At 37.7% G+C, this 17,628-nt stretch carries 17 protein-coding genes; all 17 read right to left on the reverse strand.

The genetic code is table 11. The features are described 5' to 3' along the window. Window positions 1-4: 4 nt before the first annotated feature. Window positions 5-316 (reverse strand): 4Fe-4S dicluster domain-containing protein, encoded by a 312-nt coding sequence (locus CRN97_RS07685; protein WP_097076466.1) that lies wholly within the window; start codon window positions 314-316, stop codon window positions 5-7. Beyond that, the gene (locus tag CRN97_RS07690) at window positions 316-2,043 is read right to left on the reverse strand and encodes an adenylyl-sulfate reductase subunit alpha (protein WP_097076467.1); all 1,728 of its coding nucleotides are present in this window, start codon (window positions 2,041-2,043) and stop codon (window positions 316-318) included. The genes CRN97_RS07685 and CRN97_RS07690 overlap by 1 nt, the downstream gene beginning before the upstream one ends. Before the next feature lie 11 nt (window positions 2,044-2,054). Further along, window positions 2,055-3,116, reverse strand: coding sequence for an ABC transporter ATP-binding protein (locus CRN97_RS07695; protein WP_097076468.1), 1,062 nt, complete (start codon window positions 3,114-3,116; stop codon window positions 2,055-2,057). Window positions 3,117-3,131: 15 nt separating this feature from the next. Further along, window positions 3,132-3,962 carry a sulfate ABC transporter permease subunit CysW gene (gene cysW / locus CRN97_RS07700; protein WP_097076469.1) on the reverse strand — a complete coding sequence of 277 codons (831 nt, stop codon included), beginning with the start codon at window positions 3,960-3,962 and terminating at the stop codon, window positions 3,132-3,134. Window positions 3,963-3,971: 9 nt separating this feature from the next. Further along, entirely contained in the window at window positions 3,972-4,805 is an 834-nt protein-coding gene (gene cysT, locus CRN97_RS07705; protein WP_330400104.1) for a sulfate ABC transporter permease subunit CysT, read from the reverse strand. Between the two features lie 56 nt (window positions 4,806-4,861). Next, window positions 4,862-5,965: a sulfate ABC transporter substrate-binding protein gene (locus CRN97_RS07710; RefSeq protein WP_097076471.1), complete on the reverse strand. Its 1,104-nt coding sequence runs from the start codon at window positions 5,963-5,965 to the stop codon at window positions 4,862-4,864. Between the two features lie 192 nt (window positions 5,966-6,157). Further along, window positions 6,158-7,423, reverse strand: coding sequence for a glutamate-1-semialdehyde 2,1-aminomutase (gene hemL, locus CRN97_RS07715; RefSeq protein WP_097076472.1), 1,266 nt, complete (start codon window positions 7,421-7,423; stop codon window positions 6,158-6,160). Window positions 7,424-7,425: 2 nt separating this feature from the next. After that, window positions 7,426-8,397, reverse strand: a complete 972-nt coding sequence (gene hemB, locus CRN97_RS07720; RefSeq protein ID WP_097076473.1) for a porphobilinogen synthase — start codon at window positions 8,395-8,397, stop codon at window positions 7,426-7,428. Then, window positions 8,384-9,508, reverse strand: coding sequence for a glutamyl-tRNA reductase (gene hemA / locus CRN97_RS07725; protein ID WP_097076474.1), 1,125 nt, complete (start codon window positions 9,506-9,508; stop codon window positions 8,384-8,386). The genes hemB and hemA overlap by 14 nt, the downstream gene beginning before the upstream one ends. 95 nt (window positions 9,509-9,603) lie before the next feature. Continuing rightward, window positions 9,604-10,371, reverse strand: a complete 768-nt coding sequence (locus tag CRN97_RS07730) for an ABC transporter permease (RefSeq protein ID WP_097076475.1) — start codon at window positions 10,369-10,371, stop codon at window positions 9,604-9,606. Between the two features lie 9 nt (window positions 10,372-10,380). Continuing rightward, the gene (locus CRN97_RS07735; RefSeq protein WP_097076476.1) at window positions 10,381-11,451 is read right to left on the reverse strand and encodes a sulfate/molybdate ABC transporter ATP-binding protein; all 1,071 of its coding nucleotides are present in this window, start codon (window positions 11,449-11,451) and stop codon (window positions 10,381-10,383) included. 22 nt (window positions 11,452-11,473) lie between these two features. Then, entirely contained in the window at window positions 11,474-12,490 is a 1,017-nt protein-coding gene (locus CRN97_RS07740; RefSeq protein ID WP_097076477.1) for an ABC transporter substrate-binding protein, read from the reverse strand. Window positions 12,491-12,502: 12 nt separating this feature from the next. Then, window positions 12,503-13,996 (reverse strand): aryl-sulfate sulfotransferase, encoded by a 1,494-nt coding sequence (locus tag CRN97_RS07745; RefSeq protein ID WP_097076478.1) that lies wholly within the window; start codon window positions 13,994-13,996, stop codon window positions 12,503-12,505. A gap of 127 nt (window positions 13,997-14,123) precedes the next feature. Next, window positions 14,124-15,491: an MATE family efflux transporter gene (locus CRN97_RS07750; RefSeq protein ID WP_097076479.1), complete on the reverse strand. Its 1,368-nt coding sequence runs from the start codon at window positions 15,489-15,491 to the stop codon at window positions 14,124-14,126. A 7-nt stretch (window positions 15,492-15,498) separates the two neighbouring features. After that, entirely contained in the window at window positions 15,499-15,930 is a 432-nt protein-coding gene (locus CRN97_RS07755) for a pyridoxamine 5'-phosphate oxidase family protein (RefSeq protein ID WP_097076480.1), read from the reverse strand. A gap of 9 nt (window positions 15,931-15,939) precedes the next feature. Continuing rightward, window positions 15,940-16,851, reverse strand: a complete 912-nt coding sequence (locus CRN97_RS07760; protein ID WP_097076481.1) for an ABC transporter ATP-binding protein — start codon at window positions 16,849-16,851, stop codon at window positions 15,940-15,942. Between the two features lie 10 nt (window positions 16,852-16,861). Beyond that, entirely contained in the window at window positions 16,862-17,623 is a 762-nt protein-coding gene (locus tag CRN97_RS07765; protein ID WP_097076482.1) for an ABC transporter permease, read from the reverse strand. Window positions 17,624-17,628: the final 5 nt, after the last annotated feature.

Below are 17,628 nucleotides of genomic sequence, written 5' to 3' on the forward strand. Positions count from 1 at the left end.
TCGCTTAATATTTGTTTGATTCCTTCGTATTTACGGTAATAGTTTTTTTATTTCCATCAGGGCCAATTACAATCCATTCTCTTATATCCCCTTTTTCTGTCACTGATAGTGTTGAACCTTTCCCTCCAATATCTGCTCCTAAAAAGAAATCTATTGCTCCAACTTTGCACTCCTTAAGGCAGGAAGTGCACCCCCAACAGTCCTTTTCTCTTTTTATAACTGCTTTATTGTCCACTATCTTTATCAGATTCCCTGGGCAAGCTTCAACGCATCGTTTGCATCCCACGCAGGAAATAGAGTTTATTCTAATGCTCATTAAGCTTCACCTCCTGCATAAGATATACTGCCATCCTTCTGAAAATCGAAGATAAGATTTTTATAATCATCAACAACCAATGGCCTTTTGATTATTTTGATTTCACCATTTCTTTTTACTGAATTGATATAGGCCTCATAGCTTTTGTCCACTTCAGGATGGGTCATGTTTTCCCCAAAGCTGTGCCATCTAGTTTCTTTTCTGGCCTTCAAATGCTCTATAAGAGAAAGACAAACTGTTAGCCTTTCCTTAATCTCATATATGAGAAGAAGATCATCTGAATCATTAGCCCTTAGTGTTTCCAGAACCTCCTGCAAGCCTAATATCTTGTCTTTGGCAAGGGCTAAGCCAGTGTCGTTATACTTGTATCCTTTAGATATTCCACCAGCATATTCATCCATTATTTTTTGCATGGCCTCTTCAAGCTGAGAAATAGAAATATTAGTTTCGTTGTTATTTAGAAATGATTCATACTCATTAATGATCTCCTGCCAGCCATCTTCAGCAGAGTTAAAATCATTATTAGACAAATAATCTATTATTCCGGCAGCAGCTATCTTTCCTTCTGCTAATGCTCCGGTAACATATTTTTGAGGTGCTCCACCAGCCACATCACCGGCTGCATAAAGCCCCTGCACTGTTGTGGCTCTATTATTGTCTACCCAGTATCCGCTGGCTGTATGTCCTCCCACAATGTAAGGTTCAGTGCCTTCGATTTCTACATTCTGCTTTGATGGTCCCTGGCCTCCCTCCAGCCATTTAAGAGTCTGAGATGGTGCCATGTTTAGATATGCTTTATAAAGCTCTTCTTCTTGCTCATCTGTTATTTCATCTGTTTTTAAATAGCAAGGGCCTCTTCCCTGGCTATTTTCTTCTGTAGTTCCGTATACTCTCTCACAGGTGGCAACGCCATATTTCATCTCATATATTTCTCCCAGGCCATTCATTTGCTTTGCTCTTACACCCTGAGCAATTGTTCCTGTGGGAGCGATTGTATCCTTGCATCTAAGGGCAATAAATCGCATCTCAAATGTGGTCATTTCTGCACCTGCATTTATCCCCATTGCATATCCTGCCCCTGTATTAAATGGGGGATACCACATTTTATGTCTGGAAAAGCCTGGGTTGTTTGGCCTATAAAGACCAGCAGCTCCTCCTGTGGCCACCAGCACTGCCTTTGCAAAAAATACATAGGCCTTATCTTCATTAACATCAAATCCAACGGCTCCGTATATACGATTATTCTCCACCAGCAAATCTGTAATATTTACATGATTTATAATTGAAACTCCCTCTGATTCAGAGGCCATCTTTGCAAGAATTGGCTTGATATTCTCCCCATTGATTTTGATATTTCTATTTCCTCTAGTAACGTATTTACCATTCTCATCTTTTAAAATTACCAGGCCGTTTTCTTCTAATACCTGGGTAACCTCATTAAGATTTTCAGAAATAGATAAAAGTAAATCCTCCCTAACTATGCCTTTTGCATCTTGCTTACAATAATCGACATAATCCTGAGGTACTCTGCCCTCTGTAATATAAGCATTAATTGCATTAACGCCTGCAGCCAGGCATCCACTACGTTTTATATTGGCTTTTTCAACAACTACTATGTTGTACTGCCCATTCTGTCCCAAGGTATAAGCTCCATAGCATCCAGCAGTCCCCCCTCCAATAATCAAAATATCTGTATAAACTTTTTCTACCGCTATTTCTTTTTTCATAATATATTCCTTTAGATAACAACATCCTCGTCTGTAATAGAATCGTTGGTTGCAAGCACCACATTCTCTCCATCCACTACGTATAAACGATAGATAAAGACATCAACTAATTCCCCAACACGAATCTCAGGCTCATTAATACTACGTATAGCCGATATAAGATTGCCATGAATCCTTACTCTGATTTCGATGTTGCTACCTCTGAAAATTGTATCTTCCACTATTGCTTCTTCTGCTGAGTTTGCAAACTGTACGCTTTCTCCTTTTTTGAAGATACTTACAAACTCAGGTCTAAGATAAGCAATAGAATTTTCACCTTGCTTGTTAAAATGCTTGAATTTTTCATAGTTTCTAACTTCCACGGAATGGCCGATAAACTGAGCTACAAAAGGCGTTGCAGGATTTTTATATAGCTCCTGAGGAGTTCCTGACTGTTCTACCTTTCCAAGATTAGTAACAATGATTTCATCAGCCACCTCGATTGCCTCATCCTGATCGTGAGTTACAAAAATACTGGTAATATTTAGCTTTGTTATCATTTCTCTAAGCCATGTTCTAAGCTCCAGACGGACCTTTGCATCAATAGCAGCAAAAGGCTCATCCAAAAGCAAGATCTGTGGATTAGGAGCAAGTGCTCTAGCAAAGGCTACACGCTGTCTCTGACCACCTGAAAGCTGACTTGGGAATCGCTTTTCAAGGCCCTCACAATTGATTAATTCCAAAAGCTCCCTAACTCGGTCCCTTATCTCTTCCTCAGGAATCTTCTTGACTCTAAGGCCAAATGCAATGTTGTCATACACTGTCATGTATCTAAACAAGGCATAATTCTGAAATACAAAGCCTATCCCTCTTTCACTACCTGGAGTGTTATTTACAACCTTTCCATCAATCAAGATTTCTCCTGAATCTGGCTGTTCCAAACCCGCTATCATTCTAAGGATTGTGGTCTTTCCACTACCTGATGGTCCGAGAAGTGCCACCAGTTTTCCTTTTTCTATAGAGATATTAATATCCTTAGAAGCATGAAATTTCTTGAAATGTTTATTTATATCATGAAGTTCTACGTATCCCATAACAAAATGCCCTTTCTATTTATTTAAGTCCAAATCCTTTTGACCTCGTTTTTCTATAACAAGCCTTAGTATCAATACAACAATTGCCAGTACAACAAGAATTGATGATGCTGCGAAGGCTCCTGTAAAATCATATCCCTGATATAAAAGCTCTATATAAAGTGGAAGTGTATTTGTCTTTCCTCGTAAATGGCCAGACAAAACAGAAACTGCTCCAAACTCTCCCATTGCGCGGGCAGTACAAAGAACTATTCCATAAAGCAAGGCCCATTTTATATGTGGGAATGTAACCTTTTTGAAAATTGTAAAAGTACCTGCCCCCATAATTGCTGCCGCCTCTTCCTCGTCTGTTCCCTGAGCCGTCAGAACTGGTATTAACTCTCTTGAAATAAATGGGAATGTTACAAAAATTGTGGCAAGAACTATTCCTGGCACAGCAAATATGATTTGTATCCCATGGGAATCTAGAAATGGATAAATGCTACTTTGTCTACCGAATGTGAGAACATAAATAAGACCTGCAATAATAGGCGAAACCGTAACTGGTAAATCTATAAATGTTGATAGGATTTTCTTACCTTTGAAGGCATATTTAGTGATAAGCCAAGCTGCAGATATTCCAAAGATTGTGTTAATAATCACAGCCCAAACAGTAGCCTGGATTGTAAGAATAGCAGCTTTTATGGCGTACTCATCTGATACCGCATTTACGTATCCAGAAATGCCGTCTCTGAGAGCGGTAACGATTATATAAATCAGTGGCAATATCAAAAATATTCCCAAGAAGATAAAACTAATAGATATTAATATAATTTTCAGTACTTTGTTTTCTTTTCTTAATCCCATAGCTGCCTCCTATGCCAATCCATTAACTCTTTTAGAAACTCTGGCCTGAACGATTGCATTAACTGAAAGAATAACCACGGAAATGCCAAGCATTACAAGTGCTATTGATGTGGCCGCTGAATAATCATATTCCTGTAATTCTGACATAATAAGCAGTGGAGCGATTTCCGTTTCATAAGGAGTATTTCCGGCAATAAATACAACGCTTCCATATTCTCCTATGCTTCTTGCAAAAGCTAATGTGAAGCCTGATATTATAGCTGGCAGGATTTCTGGAAAGATAACCTTTCTAAATGTAGTTTTTGCATCGGCCCCAAGAATAAATGCTGCTTCCTCGTATTGTATGTCTATCTTTTCCAAAACCGGCTGTACAGAACGTACTACAAATGGAATGCCAATGAATATGAGAGCTACAGTGATTCCGATTCTTGTATAAGCAATCTGTATGCCAAACAGGTTATAGAAAATCTGACCCACCCAGCCGTTTGTTGTTGTCAGGTGTGTCAAAGAAATACCAGCAACAGCAGTTGGAAGAGCAAAAGGCAATTCAATAATTCCATCAATAAATCTTTTGCCTTTAAAATCGTATCTTACAAGTATCCATGCAAGTATGAGGCCCATTATCACATTTACGATTGATGCAATAAATGCCGTTGATATAGAAACAAAATATCCAGAAAGTACTCTTGGCCTTGTTACCGTATATACAAATTCTGAAAAACTCAGCTTGGCAGAAAAGACAACTAAAGAACAAAGCGGGATTAACACAACAATACTAAGTATTGTTATAGTTATTCCCATTGATATTCCAAATCCAGGTATTATACTTCTGCGTCTATTCATATCCATAATCCTCTCTGCAAAACTTTGGAATGGGTTGCCCCATTCCAAAATAGTTTTTATTGTTCGTAAATACTGTCAAAGTTTGCTCCATCTGCAAAATGAGTTGCACGAGCTTCAGCCCAACCGCCAAAGTGATTGATATCTGTAAGTGTGATATTGTCATTAATCCACTTACCATCTGCTGGAATCTCTGTAATAGTGTTTGAATCAGTTGATGTTACATACTTGTCATAAATTGACTTTGTGCTTGGACGATAGAAATTCTGAGCTTCAATCTCCTGAGCTTCGTCAGAATATAAGTAGCTTAAGTACTCTGTTGCAACATCTGTTGTGCCATGCTTCTCTGCAACTTCATCTACTACAGCAACTGTTGGCTGGCAAAGAATTGAAACTGAAGGAACTACGATTTCATACTCTCCTGGATATTCCTGAAGTGAAAGGAAGGCTTCATTTTCCCAAGCAATAAGAACGTCACCCTGTTTGTTTTCAACGAATGATGTTGTTGCACCTCTTGCACCAGAATCAAGTACTACTACATTGCTATAAAGCTGTCTGATTGACTCAAGGATTTCATCATCGCTCTGTCCTTGCTGCTCAAAGAAGTACCATGCTGCAAGATAGTTCCACATTGCACCACCTGATGTTTTAGGATTTGGTGTAATAACTCCTACATCCTCTCTAATCAAATCATCCCAATCAACAATGTTCTTTGGATTTCCAGAACGTACAAGAAATACAATTGTTGATGTGTATGGTGAGCTATCTACATCAAATTCTGATGTAAAGCCATCATCAATAAGTCCTGCGTCAGCAACTACCTGAACATCTCCTTCAAGTGCAAGTGTAACAACATCTGCCTCAAGACCATTTGCAACTTCAAGAGCCTGCTTACCAGAACCACCATGGGACTGAGTAACCTCAACTGTCTGTCCAAACTCTTCTTGATAGTGCTTTGCAAACAACTCATTGTATGCAGCGTATAACTCCCTTGTTGGATCGTAAGAAACATTTGTAAGCTCGATTGTCTCTCCTGCGCTTGCTGCATTTATCTCAACAGATCCCTCTTCCAAGGATGAGTTATCTGCACTACCGCCACAACCAATTAAAGACGCTCCAAGTGCTGCTACAACAACTAGTGATAATAATTGATTCTTTTTCATAGTTTTCCTCCTCTTTGTCTTTTAACTATTAAACTACTAGGTTGATAGGATATTAGCAGAACAGGTAGGTAATATTCAATACAAAACTCCCATTTGAGTATTAACAAAAAACTATGGCTGGTTATAGATAATTACTATAACCAGCCATAGTTTTATATTTCTTATTCAATTATTATTATTACTAAAAGTCTCTTAATTCTTTGAGATACTATTATTTATAGCATTAATAGTCTTTTCCAAATCCTCTGAAGTATGAGCATCTGAAATAAACATTGCTTCAAATTGGCTTGGTGCTACATATATTCCATTTGATAGCATATTTCTAAAATACTTTGCAAATTTATCTGTATCACATTTCAAAACATCATCATAGCTACTTACCTCTCCAGTGGTGAAAAATGGAGAAAGTAAAGAGCCTACTCTGTTTACTGGAACACCATTGTTTTTATAAGCATCCTCAAGCTTCTTTGCATAATCGTCTATACGTTTATAAATGTCCTTGTCTGCCTTTAATGCCTTGAGCTGCTCAATGCCTGCTGTAACAGCAATAGGATTGCCAGATAAAGTTCCAGCCTGATATACACTTCCAACTGGAGCAACCACATCCATTATTTCCTTTATACCTACATAGGCAGCCAGTGGCATTCCACCACCTACAATTTTGCCAAAGGTAATCATATCCGGCTCAATACCGAAGTACTCTGAGGCTCCGCCATAAGACAGTCTAAAACCAGTGATAACTTCATCAAATATAAGCAAAGCATCATTGACTTTTGTAATATCACGTAAAAACTCAAGGAACCCTTCCTTTGGAGGTACAACACCCATATTGGCACTAACAGGCTCCACTATGACTGCTGCAATCTCCCCTTTATTGGCATTGAATAAGGCTTCCACTGAATCCTTATCATTGTAATCAGCTAAAAGAGTTGTTGCTGTGTAGCCCTTTGGAACGCCTGCTGAATCTGGATTTGATTCTGTAAGAAGACCAGAGCCTGCTGTTACTAAAAGGCCATCGCTATGACCATGATAGTTACCTCTAAATTTGATTATTTTATCTTTACCTGTGTAGCCTCTTGCCACTCTAATGGCACTCATTACTGCTTCAGTACCGGAATTTACAAGACGAACCTTGTCCATAAATGGAACAGCTTCAAGAATAAGCTTTGCCAATACTGTTTCATTTTCAGTTGGCGCTCCATAAGAAAGGCCATTATCGCAAGCCTTCTTTACTGCCTCAATGACCGGTGCATATGCATGACCTAAAATCATTGGTCCCCAGGAGCATACATAATCTACGTATTCATTTCCATCTACATCAAATATATGACTTCCCTTTGCATTTCGAATAAAAAGGGGATCTCTGTTTACTGCTCTGAACGCTCTTACTGGTGAATTGACTCCGCCAGGTATTACCTCCCTGGCATCATTAAATAATCCTTCTGATTTTGTGCTCATGATTATGCGTCCTCTTCTTCTAAAAACTTAGCAACATCCAGTGCGTGATATGTGATAATTCTATCTGCTCCTGCTCTTTTCATGGCAATCATGTTTTCAAGAACAATCCTCTTTTCATCAATCCAACCATTTGCTGCAGCTGCTTTTACCATTGAGTATTCGCCGCTGACGTTGTAGGTGATAAATGGAACATCAAAGCACTCTCGTGCTTCCTTCATGATATCCAGGTAAGCCAAGGCAGGCTTTACGATAATCATATCTGCCCCTTCTTCTAAATCATCCTCTATTTCACGCATAGCCTCTCTGCCATTGGCAGGGTCCATCTGATATGATTTTCTATCTCCAAAATGTGGTGCTGATCCTGCAGCATCTCTAAATGGTCCATAGTATCCTGATGCAAACTTTGCACTATAGCTAAGAATCGGTGTATCGATAAAGCCTTCTTCATCAAGGGCCTCTCTAATAGCAGCGACCCTGCCATCCATCATGTCTGATGGGGCCACAATATCTGCTCCTGCTTTTGCCATAGAAACAGCCATTTTTGAAAGTAAAGGTAAAGTCTCGTCGTTTAAAATATGACCTTCACATACTAATCCACAGTGACCATGGGAAGTGTATTCACAAAGGCAAACATCCGCAATTACGATAATTGAAGGATATTTATCTTTGATATGTCTGATGCATCTTTGTGTGATGCCATTATCATCATATGCACCTGAACCTTTTTCATCCTTGTGCTCTGGAATTCCGAACAATAAAACTGCTGGTATTTTTGCAGCCTTTACTCTGTCCAATTCCTCATCAATTCTATCCAAAGAGTACTGATAAATGCCTGGCATTGAAGGAACCTCATTTTTAATATTATCTCCTTCTATTACAAACATTGGATATATTAAATCCTTCACACTTACTTCGTGCTCCCTAACGAAGCTTCTCATTTCTTTTGTCTGTCTTAATCTTCTAAATCGTCTCATTTTCCACTTCCTGCATCTTATTTAAAACATTTATAAAACTCTCAAATTCCTCTGATGTAGCCAAGTCCTTAAACTTGTATACAAAGTGCTCAAAGTCTTCTTTGCGAGATTTTTTCATATCTTCAAAGGCTTCTCTATTATCATGGAATGTAAGCTCCTTTATTAAGGAATCCATTTCATCCTCGATAATAGATTCTCCACTTTCCTTTTCCTTGGATTTGAGTTTATTATTTTCTTTTGCAATAGCTGTAAAATCATCTATGGTAATAAGCTTAGTACCTTTGATATTTACAATATCTTCATCCATATCCCTAGGAACTGCTAAATCTACAAACAAGCGCTCCTTATCATCAAGCTGAATATTTTTTAGCTGACCATAAGTAATTGTGTAATGTGGGCCTCTTGTTGCAGAAACAATTACATCCATATCCTTAATGTAATCATACCTGTCACTGTAAGGAATAGACATTGCATTTGGATTGCTAATATGATGAATATGTTTTGTAGCATAAATCTGGCAATCGCCGTAAGATAAAAGATTAAGCATTACTTTATTACCAGTGTCCCCTGTTGCCCCCATAATCATTACTTTTTTCATACCTGGCTTGTAGTGATGAATCTTGGTAGCTGCCAGAGATGCTATAGATACTGATGTCTTAGATAGTCTAGTTTTTGTCTTTATCTTTTTGGCACATTTAATAGCTGCTTGAAAAATGGTGTTTAATTGATAATCCGTATATCCGTTATCCTTAGAATATTTATAAGCAGTTTTTATTTGACGTAAGATTTCATCTTCTCCAAGAACCATAGAATCGAAACCTGCAGCTACATGAAACAAGTGTGATACCGCACCATTTCCATCAAAAAATAATAGCTGCTCTTTCAATTCATCAATATCTACGCCAGCCATTTCTGCTAGGACCGCTATAACCTTCGATGCTTTTCCCACCCCATATACTTCGCAACGATTACAGGTGCTTAAGTAAATGCACTCTTCAAATCCTATCTCTTTTAATTTTTTTAAAAAGACTAGCTTTTTTTCCTCATCAAAGGAAAGCTTTTCACGAAACTGAGCATTAGCTTTCTTATGATTTAGTGAAACTACAAACATAACATTACCCTCATACAAAAAAGCAAACTCTACCCTAGGATAAAGTTTGCTTTTACTATAATTATAATTGCCTATCTGGTCAATAGGACTTTTATCTATCTTACCCCAAATCTGTAAAGAAACTTCTTACCTAAAAATCTTAGTAATTTATCAGCAAGAAATCCAATCAAACCCAGTGTGAAAATGCCTGCAAATATCCAATCTGTTCTATAATAAAGTCTTGATGTATATATCAAATATCCTAGTCCCTCTGATGCAGCAAGCATTTCCGCTGCTACAATACAGATAATAGCACCACTAAGTCCAAGTCTTGCGCCAGTGAAAATGTTAGGAACTGCTGATGGCACTACGACAGTAAAAAATGTTCTTCTTTTACTTGCTCCCATGGATTCAGCTGCTTCTACCAATGAATAATCCACACTTCTTACTCCTGCTATCGTATTAACCATAACAGGGAATATTACTGCATAGAAAATCAATGCAACCTTTGATGTTTCACCTACTCCAAACCATAGAAGGAAAAGTGTAATAAAACCTATGGCTGGAACAAATCTGAAGAAATTTAAAAATGGTTCAAATACGTAGCTGATTACTTTAAAATTTCCAACGCACAAGCCAACTGGAATAGCAAATAAAAGTCCTAAACTCCATCCTTTTAATACTCTTCCCATACTAACAACAATATCTGTCCACAAGGTGCCACTTGTTATAAGAGTCTTTGCACCATCCAATGTAACAAGCGGGTTTGGAAGAAAATCATCTGTATAAAATAGCGCACCTACACCCCAAATAAATAAGAGGAGTACCCATGTAATTAATCCACTTTTCAGTATTCTGTTTATTATGCTATTACTTTTTTCCATGATATCCTCCTAAATATAGTACATCTCTGGATTGTCCTTAAGTATGTCGTTGATTAACGTATATGCGTTATCATCATCAAAGGCATATAGTCTTGTAACCTTGAAATATACCTCATCACCTTTTTTCACAGTGAAATCTTCTATTTGATGGGATGCTTTGATTTCTAAATTATCATAGGCAATTGTAAGTTCAACATTGCTTCCTCTAAATGCCGTATCTACAACTTTCCCCTTCATATTTGCTGTGGATTTTTCTGTATTGTTATCAAGTGGTAGGACTTGAACAAACTCTGGTCGAATGGCAGCTTTAGGCGCATTATCCCGTTTTGTAAACCCATTAAGTTTTTCATATTCATAGTTTTCCAGAATAACAGATTCACCTATAAATTGCGCCACGAAAGCTGTCTTCGGATTTCTATATATATCCACTGGGGTTCCAATCTGCTCAACCTTTCCTTGGTTGGTAATGATAAGCTCGTCAGCAACCTCCACAGCCTCATCCTGGTCATGGGTTACAAAAATACTGGTTATTCCAAGCTTATCAATTGTATCCTTCAGCCACCTTCTAAGTTCTTTTCTGACCTTCGCATCAATGGCAGCAAATGGCTCATCTAATAGCAATACCTGTGGCTCTGTGGCCAACGCTCTGGCAAAAGCTACTCGTTGTCTTTGTCCTCCAGATAATTGATCCGGATATCTTTTACCAAGCCCTTCAAGGCCAACTAGTTTAAGCAATTCATCTACTTTATTGCTTATTTCTTCTTTACTATTTTTTCGTACTTTCATGCCATAGGCTATATTATCGAAAACAGTAAGATAAGGAAACAGTGCATAGCTTTGAAACACAAATCCAATACCTCTGTCCTGAACTGAAATTCCATTAACTAGCTTTCCATCGATGTATATATCTCCATCATCCTGATGTTCAAGACCTGCAATCATTCGCAAGATTGTTGTTTTACCACTACCACTAGGTCCTAGCAATGCTATTAGCTTGCCTTTTTCGATTTCGAAGCTTACATTATCTGATGCTTTATAATTACCAAATGTTTTATTTACATTATCAAGTTTAATATACATAGCCTATGTCATCCTTCTCGATTTATTTAACAGTTACTGAATATGGATATACTACTTCAAGTGCAGATAAATCTGTATAGTCTAAAATGTTGTAATCCTCAAATCTTCCGCCTTCTACTGCCCAATCCTTGATTCCATTAAGATGTTCAAGGGTTTCTTCTGTGAAATCAGTAACCAGTTTTGTAGCTTCTAAATCAGAAAGGAACTGTTCTTTGCTTTCTCCAGTAACAGCTTCGAAATCCTCTGCTGCCTTATCTGGATTAGCTGTAATCCACTCTGCAATTTCTTCCTGAGCCTCAATCCATTTCTTTGCAACCTCTGGATTTGCTTCTAAATAATCAGATGTAGAAATATAATATGCATCTGTGTATAAACCTAAATCATCAAGTGTAAGGATTGTACTAAAGCCAGCTTCTTCAAGCTTTGTTCCATTTGTTCCTGATGCCCACTGAGCTTTGACTTCTCCTGTTGACTGAAGAGCAACTGCTGATGCACCACTATCGACCTCCACAACGTTTTGCTGGTCTTCTGGAATATTTGCATACTCATATGTTTTAGCAAGCCAATAATCCCAAACTGTTCCAGGCTGAGTTGCAAAAGGCTGGCCAGCCAAATCCTCAACAGATTTAATATCATCACTTACATATAATCCGCCATTACTAGAGCCCTCAGATGTGCTGAGTCTATCTACAATAACAAGATTTGTATCATCCTTTGTGTTACCGATTCTATTTACTGCAGCGTAGTCAGCAAGATTTCCAAAATCAGCTTGTCCTGTTACTACAGCATCCACAGTATTAATACCTGCTGCAAATTCAGATATTTCAACTTTTATACCATGCTTCTCAAATATACCTTCTTTATCACCTATTACTGCATACCAATGAGATGAGCCATTTGTCATAATAGCTACACGCACTGTTGTAAGCTCAGAATTATCATCGTTTGTTTTTGCAGAAGCTGATGAGCCCGATGCGCCGCATGCAACTGTTTGAAGTCCTAATGCCGCTACAACTAATAATGTAAATATCTTTTTCATAATAAAATCCTCCTAGTTAATGTTCTCTAAATCACTTTTCTTTACTGATGCCACGCAGAAGTTAATATCCTCATCCTCATCATCCTTATCCTCAAAGGTTCTTGGATTGTGATTTGGATCTATTCCCTCTACTACTGTTGTTTTGCCCTTGTCTTTTCCAATAGGTGAGCCTGGTACTCTAAAGGTTTCAACATCTATTGGCTCAATTGACTCTTCATTAGGTACTTCCAACTGTGGTACCCACTCATAAGGAACTCTGTAAGCTCTGTAAATCATATTGTTATAGAAGTTACCAGCTACATTTGAAAAATATGGATTGATATACTCCCAAACAATTTCATGCTCTGGTGTTACCTCTATCAAGTGTCCATCTGAGCCTTCAGTAATTAACGTATTTCCATTAGGTAAACGCTGTGCCGAGCTAATGTATGAGCTGTAAAACTTTGAAGCATCTGTAAATAGTAAGAAACCTGCCTCAAGTGGAGTGTACTGCCATACAATCTCAAGTGTTACCGGATTAAACTCCAGAACACGGCTGTAATCTCTCAGCGCGTTGTTGTTTCCTGTTGGCGATCCTGGATTTACTGCTCCATATCCACCATATCCTCCGTTATCAAATACCAGTAGATTTCCTTCACCAGGAAGTCCCTTTGGAATCATATGAAGATGATGTTGTCCAATGATCCACCCAAGCTTTCTAGTAGCTTCGCTTTCATTGAAATCAGGACCTAATCTCCATACAAGATTTCCTGTTTTCTTATCTATAATTCCAAGTATATTTGCGTTTCTTGCATCAAAGATAATGTTGTCTGGGTGGAATCTTTCATCTCCTTCATCGTACCAATGATTTGGCCCGAGAGTAGACATGCTGTTGATATGCATCCAGTCACCACCTGCTTCACCATGTACAGATGGATTTCTATATAAAACATTTTTTGCAGTCTCATCAAATCCTAATTCATCAAAATGATCTGATGCTCTCCAACTCCAAAGAATATTTCCTGCCCAATCTACTTCAATGATTTTGTCATCGATTAGAAGTTTATCTGTAATATCTCTATTTCTAACATTTTCATGTACAAGCAATAACGTATTTCCGTTATCTACTTTTGGCTCAGCCCCTGGTGCATAGTAACCTACACTTGAGCCCTCACGCTGATAATCATGATGCTGTCTTGCCTGCCATGTCTTTGTACGTCCGTCATCACAAATCTCTTCAGTGTGATCAAACTTCCATACGATGTTGCCATCCCAATCTACCTGGATTAAATCCAATTGATCCTGATATGCATACTTGCTTTTTCTTCTTCCAGAATTGCCAAGTACATATCCCCCTGGAAGGAGCTTGTTTGGGAATCCATCAAGTCCTGCCCATCTCTGTACCTCGTTGCCATTCATGTCAATAAGAAGAGCTCCTCTAGCAGAAGGAAAAAGAGTATAACCACTCCAGGCCTTCTCATTGTCATACTTTAATGTTCCTGTTGCGAAAATTGTTGGATAACCCATAACAATATCCTCCTTAATTTTTAATTGACTAGTTATCTAGTAGGTTGATAGGCATTATATGTTACAAGTCCTGTAAATTCAATACTTCTGGCTCCTAAAGAAAATGAGAGCCCGTTATAAATCTGTTTTATAACGAGCTCTCATTTCTAAAAGTATATAATGTTTCTTTTTGTAATACCTGTGATATCTTTTGATATCTATATGCTGTCATTATAGTTATAGCTCCTACAAGTACGCTAAGAGGATTTGCAATATAAACGGCCCATTTGCCTAGCGTAGGAAATGTTGCATATGCAAATGAAACTCTACTAATAATATTTAGGGTAAATGCTAAAAGTACAAATCGCATCTCCTTTTTTCCTGTAACTACTCCTATATAGCATCTAAAAAATATCATGAATACCAACATTACTAGTAGGGATATCATGTAATTCATTCCTTCATCTACAATGGCTTTATCATATTCACTCATGAAAAGCCCGATTACTGAACGTCCCTTAAAATATATGAAAAGCGATAATGCTACTACCATTAAACCACATAATCTGAGTGCTGCTTTCAAGCCTATCTCTACTCTTTCAGGCTTTCCTGCTCCGATGTTTTGCGCTGTAAATACAGCCAGTGCTTCTGCTATTGTGATTATAGGAAGAGATATTATTCCATCTATTTTTCCACCAATAGCTACTCCTGCAATCATTGCTGTTCCACATTGATTAATAAGTGCTGAAATCAAAACTATTCCCATTGATAAAATCCCCTGCTGTAAGATTGATGGTAGGGATACTCTAAGGATATCCTTAGCTTTTATTTCAGCAAGCTCGAAGCTAATACCAATTCTATTTCGTGGTACTTTCGTTATAAGATTCGTAAATACAATAATCATTGAAAGTGCCTGTGATATAACAGTTGCTATTGCTGCACCATTTACTCCTAATTTGAAATTACAAATTAATAGTAAATCAAGAATTATATTACTAATTGTACTAGTCAGTAATGCAATAAATGTGATGTTTGAATTGCCCCTTGATTGTGTAATGGCTATGGCATAATTAAAAAGAAAAACAAATGGATAGCCCATCAGAATAATCCTGAAATATACATATGCATCTTGAAATATCACATCAGGAACCTTTATAAAGGCCATTATATTTTTTGCTTCGGTAATGCCCAAAATGGTACATACCAATCCTGCCGTAACTATCAGTACAAAGCCTACTGTTCTGCTGGCATTAAAATCCTTTTCATCTTTACTGCCGTAACTTTCTGAACAGATTACTGAAACACCTGCTTTCAAACCCAGTACCACAGCATTTAAAATAAATATAAGGTTACTTACAGAACCAACAGCTGACAACGCTAGACTACCTACATATCTGCCTACTATATAGGTATCTACCAGATTGTACAGCTGTTGTAAAATATTGCCAAGAGTAAGTGGAACAATAAAATATAATAACGACACCACCACATTCCCAGTTGTCATATCTCGTTTCATATGAACACTACACCAACTGATTTGCTGATACTACAACCTGTTTTTCTTCTGCTGTAAAATCTAAAATCTTAACTGATTCTGTTTCCACCTTGAAGATAACATTTACCTGTGGATCATAGTTAAGCTGAGGTCTGCGCTCTTTGATAAGAGTCGCAGCCTTTTCAGCTTCACTAGCATCAAGCTTGTGTGCTCTACCGTAAACTGTAATATTCTTAGGAGCAGTTTGTCCCTCATGCTGAAACAGAAGTGCCACATTGTTGTTGTGAGCAATTTCTTTGGTTTTATCTGTGTTAATTGTTGTTTGAAAAACTATATCTTTTCCATCAACATTGTATCCTCCAATATGTCTGAGCTGAGGATTACCAGCCTCATCTACCGTCGATAAAACCAAGCTTTTATTGTCATATATATACTTTTTAATTTCCTTTAATTCTGCCATTGTCTCCTCCTATACCGCTACAGTATCGTAGTTTTCTTCTGAATCCAAAATCTTGCCTTCATCTGCTTCATTCACCTGCTCATGTGCAGCCTTTGAAGCACTGATTGCGTTTTCCAACTTCTCAGTTGTGTATTTTATAAACTCCCCGATTCTCTTATCATTTACATCCCTTGGATATAAATATGGGACATTAATGGTATCCACTATAGATGCATTTGGTGCCACAGAAAAAATGCTTATATTTTCTCCTAAATAGACTGCTTCTGAAATATCGTGGGTAACAAACAAGATGGTCTTGCCGGTCTTCTTCCAGATTCTAATTAATTCATCCTGAAGAGTTCGTCTTGTTTGAGCATCCAAAGCACCGAATGGCTCATCCATAATAAGAACCTCTGGATTAGCTGCAATGCTTCGTGCAATCTGGACTCTCTGCTTCATTCCTCCTGATAACTCATCAGGGTATTTATGTTCATGGCCTTTTAAACCAACAAGTTCAAGTGCATCGAGAGCGGTCTTTCTTCTTTCCTCTTTTTTTACCCCTCTCATCTTTAGACCGTACTCTACATTCTTTTGAACTGTGAGCCATGGAAAGATTGCTAAATCTGCATTCTGAAAAACTACTCCTCTTTCTGAGCTTGGACCAACTATTTCTTTATCATCAAGACTTATTGAACCTTCAGTCTTATTCAAAAAGCCTGCAACGATATTTAGCAAAGTTGTCTTGCCACATCCACTGGCTCCAAGAAAAATATGAAATTCTCCTTCATGAATCTCCAGATTTACATCCTTCAGAACATAATCAGATTCATGGCCTACAAAATTATCATGTGCACTGTTTCCCTTTGTGAAAAGAAGTGCTTTGTTTTCCACATCATATTTTTTTCCAATGTGATCAATTTTAATTTTTACATTATCTGACATATGCACCTCCTTATTCTGTAACTCCATAATGCTTTAATGATTTCTTTGCAACATACCTTAAAGACTTATCTGCAAAAAATCCAAGTATTCCAAGGGTTACAATACCGACAAAAATGTAGTCAGTTCGATAATAAAGTCTGGATGTATAAACTAAATATCCCAGTCCGCTGTTTGCTGCAAGCATTTCTGCACCAACAATTGATATGATTGCTGTACTGAGACCAAGACGAGCACCTGTTAAAATACTTGGCACTGAACCAGGAATAGTAACTGTAATAAATGACTGCAACCTATTGGCCCCAAGTGATTCAGCAGCCTGATACTTCACAGGATTGATAGTATTTACGCCTGCGATTGTGTTGATGATTATTGGAAAAATAGACGCATACGTTATCAGAATCAGCTTTGATTCTTCACCTACACCAAACCACATCAAAAACAGGGTTAGAAATCCTATTGCCGGAACAAATCTGAAGAAATTAATAAATGGTTCAATAAACCAATTTACAATTCTAAATCGACCAATTAATAGGCCTACAGGAATTCCTATCAAAAGTGCTCTACTCCAACCTAAGAGAACCCTCTGTACACTGATGCTAATATCCTCCCAAAGCTTTCCATTTAGGACTATTTCCTTGAAACCAACAAATGTTTCAAATGGACTTGGGAAAAAAGCTTCTGTGTAAAACAAAGAAATAACTCCCCATATAACAAACAACACTGCCCAGGAAATGATTCCACTTTTTATTATTCTTCTAGTTACGTTCTTCATAGGCC

The organism is Pseudobutyrivibrio ruminis DSM 9787 (genome assembly GCF_900218035.1).
Classification (GTDB): Bacteria; Bacillota; Clostridia; order Lachnospirales; family Lachnospiraceae; genus Pseudobutyrivibrio; species Pseudobutyrivibrio ruminis.

Coding starts and splice junctions, on each gene's coding strand:
- CRN97_RS07685 (WP_097076466.1), bottom strand. CDS start 316: ATGAGCATTAGAATAAACTCTATTTCCTGCGTGGGATGCAAACGATGC.
- CRN97_RS07690 (WP_097076467.1), bottom strand. CDS start 2,043: ATGAAAAAAGAAATAGCGGTAGAAAAAGTTTATACAGATATTTTGATT.
- CRN97_RS07695 (WP_097076468.1), bottom strand. CDS start 3,116: ATGGGATACGTAGAACTTCATGATATAAATAAACATTTCAAGAAATTT.
- cysW (WP_097076469.1), bottom strand. CDS start 3,962: ATGGGATTAAGAAAAGAAAACAAAGTACTGAAAATTATATTAATATCT.
- cysT (WP_330400104.1), bottom strand. CDS start 4,805: ATGAATAGACGCAGAAGTATAATACCTGGATTTGGAATATCAATGGGA.
- CRN97_RS07710 (WP_097076471.1), bottom strand. CDS start 5,965: ATGAAAAAGAATCAATTATTATCACTAGTTGTTGTAGCAGCACTTGGA.
- hemL (WP_097076472.1), bottom strand. CDS start 7,423: ATGAGCACAAAATCAGAAGGATTATTTAATGATGCCAGGGAGGTAATA.
- hemB (WP_097076473.1), bottom strand. CDS start 8,397: ATGAGACGATTTAGAAGATTAAGACAGACAAAAGAAATGAGAAGCTTC.
- hemA (WP_097076474.1), bottom strand. CDS start 9,508: ATGTTTGTAGTTTCACTAAATCATAAGAAAGCTAATGCTCAGTTTCGT.
- CRN97_RS07730 (WP_097076475.1), bottom strand. CDS start 10,371: ATGGAAAAAAGTAATAGCATAATAAACAGAATACTGAAAAGTGGATTA.
- CRN97_RS07735 (WP_097076476.1), bottom strand. CDS start 11,451: ATGTATATTAAACTTGATAATGTAAATAAAACATTTGGTAATTATAAA.
- CRN97_RS07740 (WP_097076477.1), bottom strand. CDS start 12,490: ATGAAAAAGATATTTACATTATTAGTTGTAGCGGCATTAGGACTTCAA.
- CRN97_RS07745 (WP_097076478.1), bottom strand. CDS start 13,996: ATGGGTTATCCAACAATTTTCGCAACAGGAACATTAAAGTATGACAAT.
- CRN97_RS07750 (WP_097076479.1), bottom strand. CDS start 15,491: ATGAAACGAGATATGACAACTGGGAATGTGGTGGTGTCGTTATTATAT.
- CRN97_RS07755 (WP_097076480.1), bottom strand. CDS start 15,930: ATGGCAGAATTAAAGGAAATTAAAAAGTATATATATGACAATAAAAGC.
- CRN97_RS07760 (WP_097076481.1), bottom strand. CDS start 16,851: ATGTCAGATAATGTAAAAATTAAAATTGATCACATTGGAAAAAAATAT.
- CRN97_RS07765 (WP_097076482.1), bottom strand. CDS start 17,623: ATGAAGAACGTAACTAGAAGAATAATAAAAAGTGGAATCATTTCCTGG.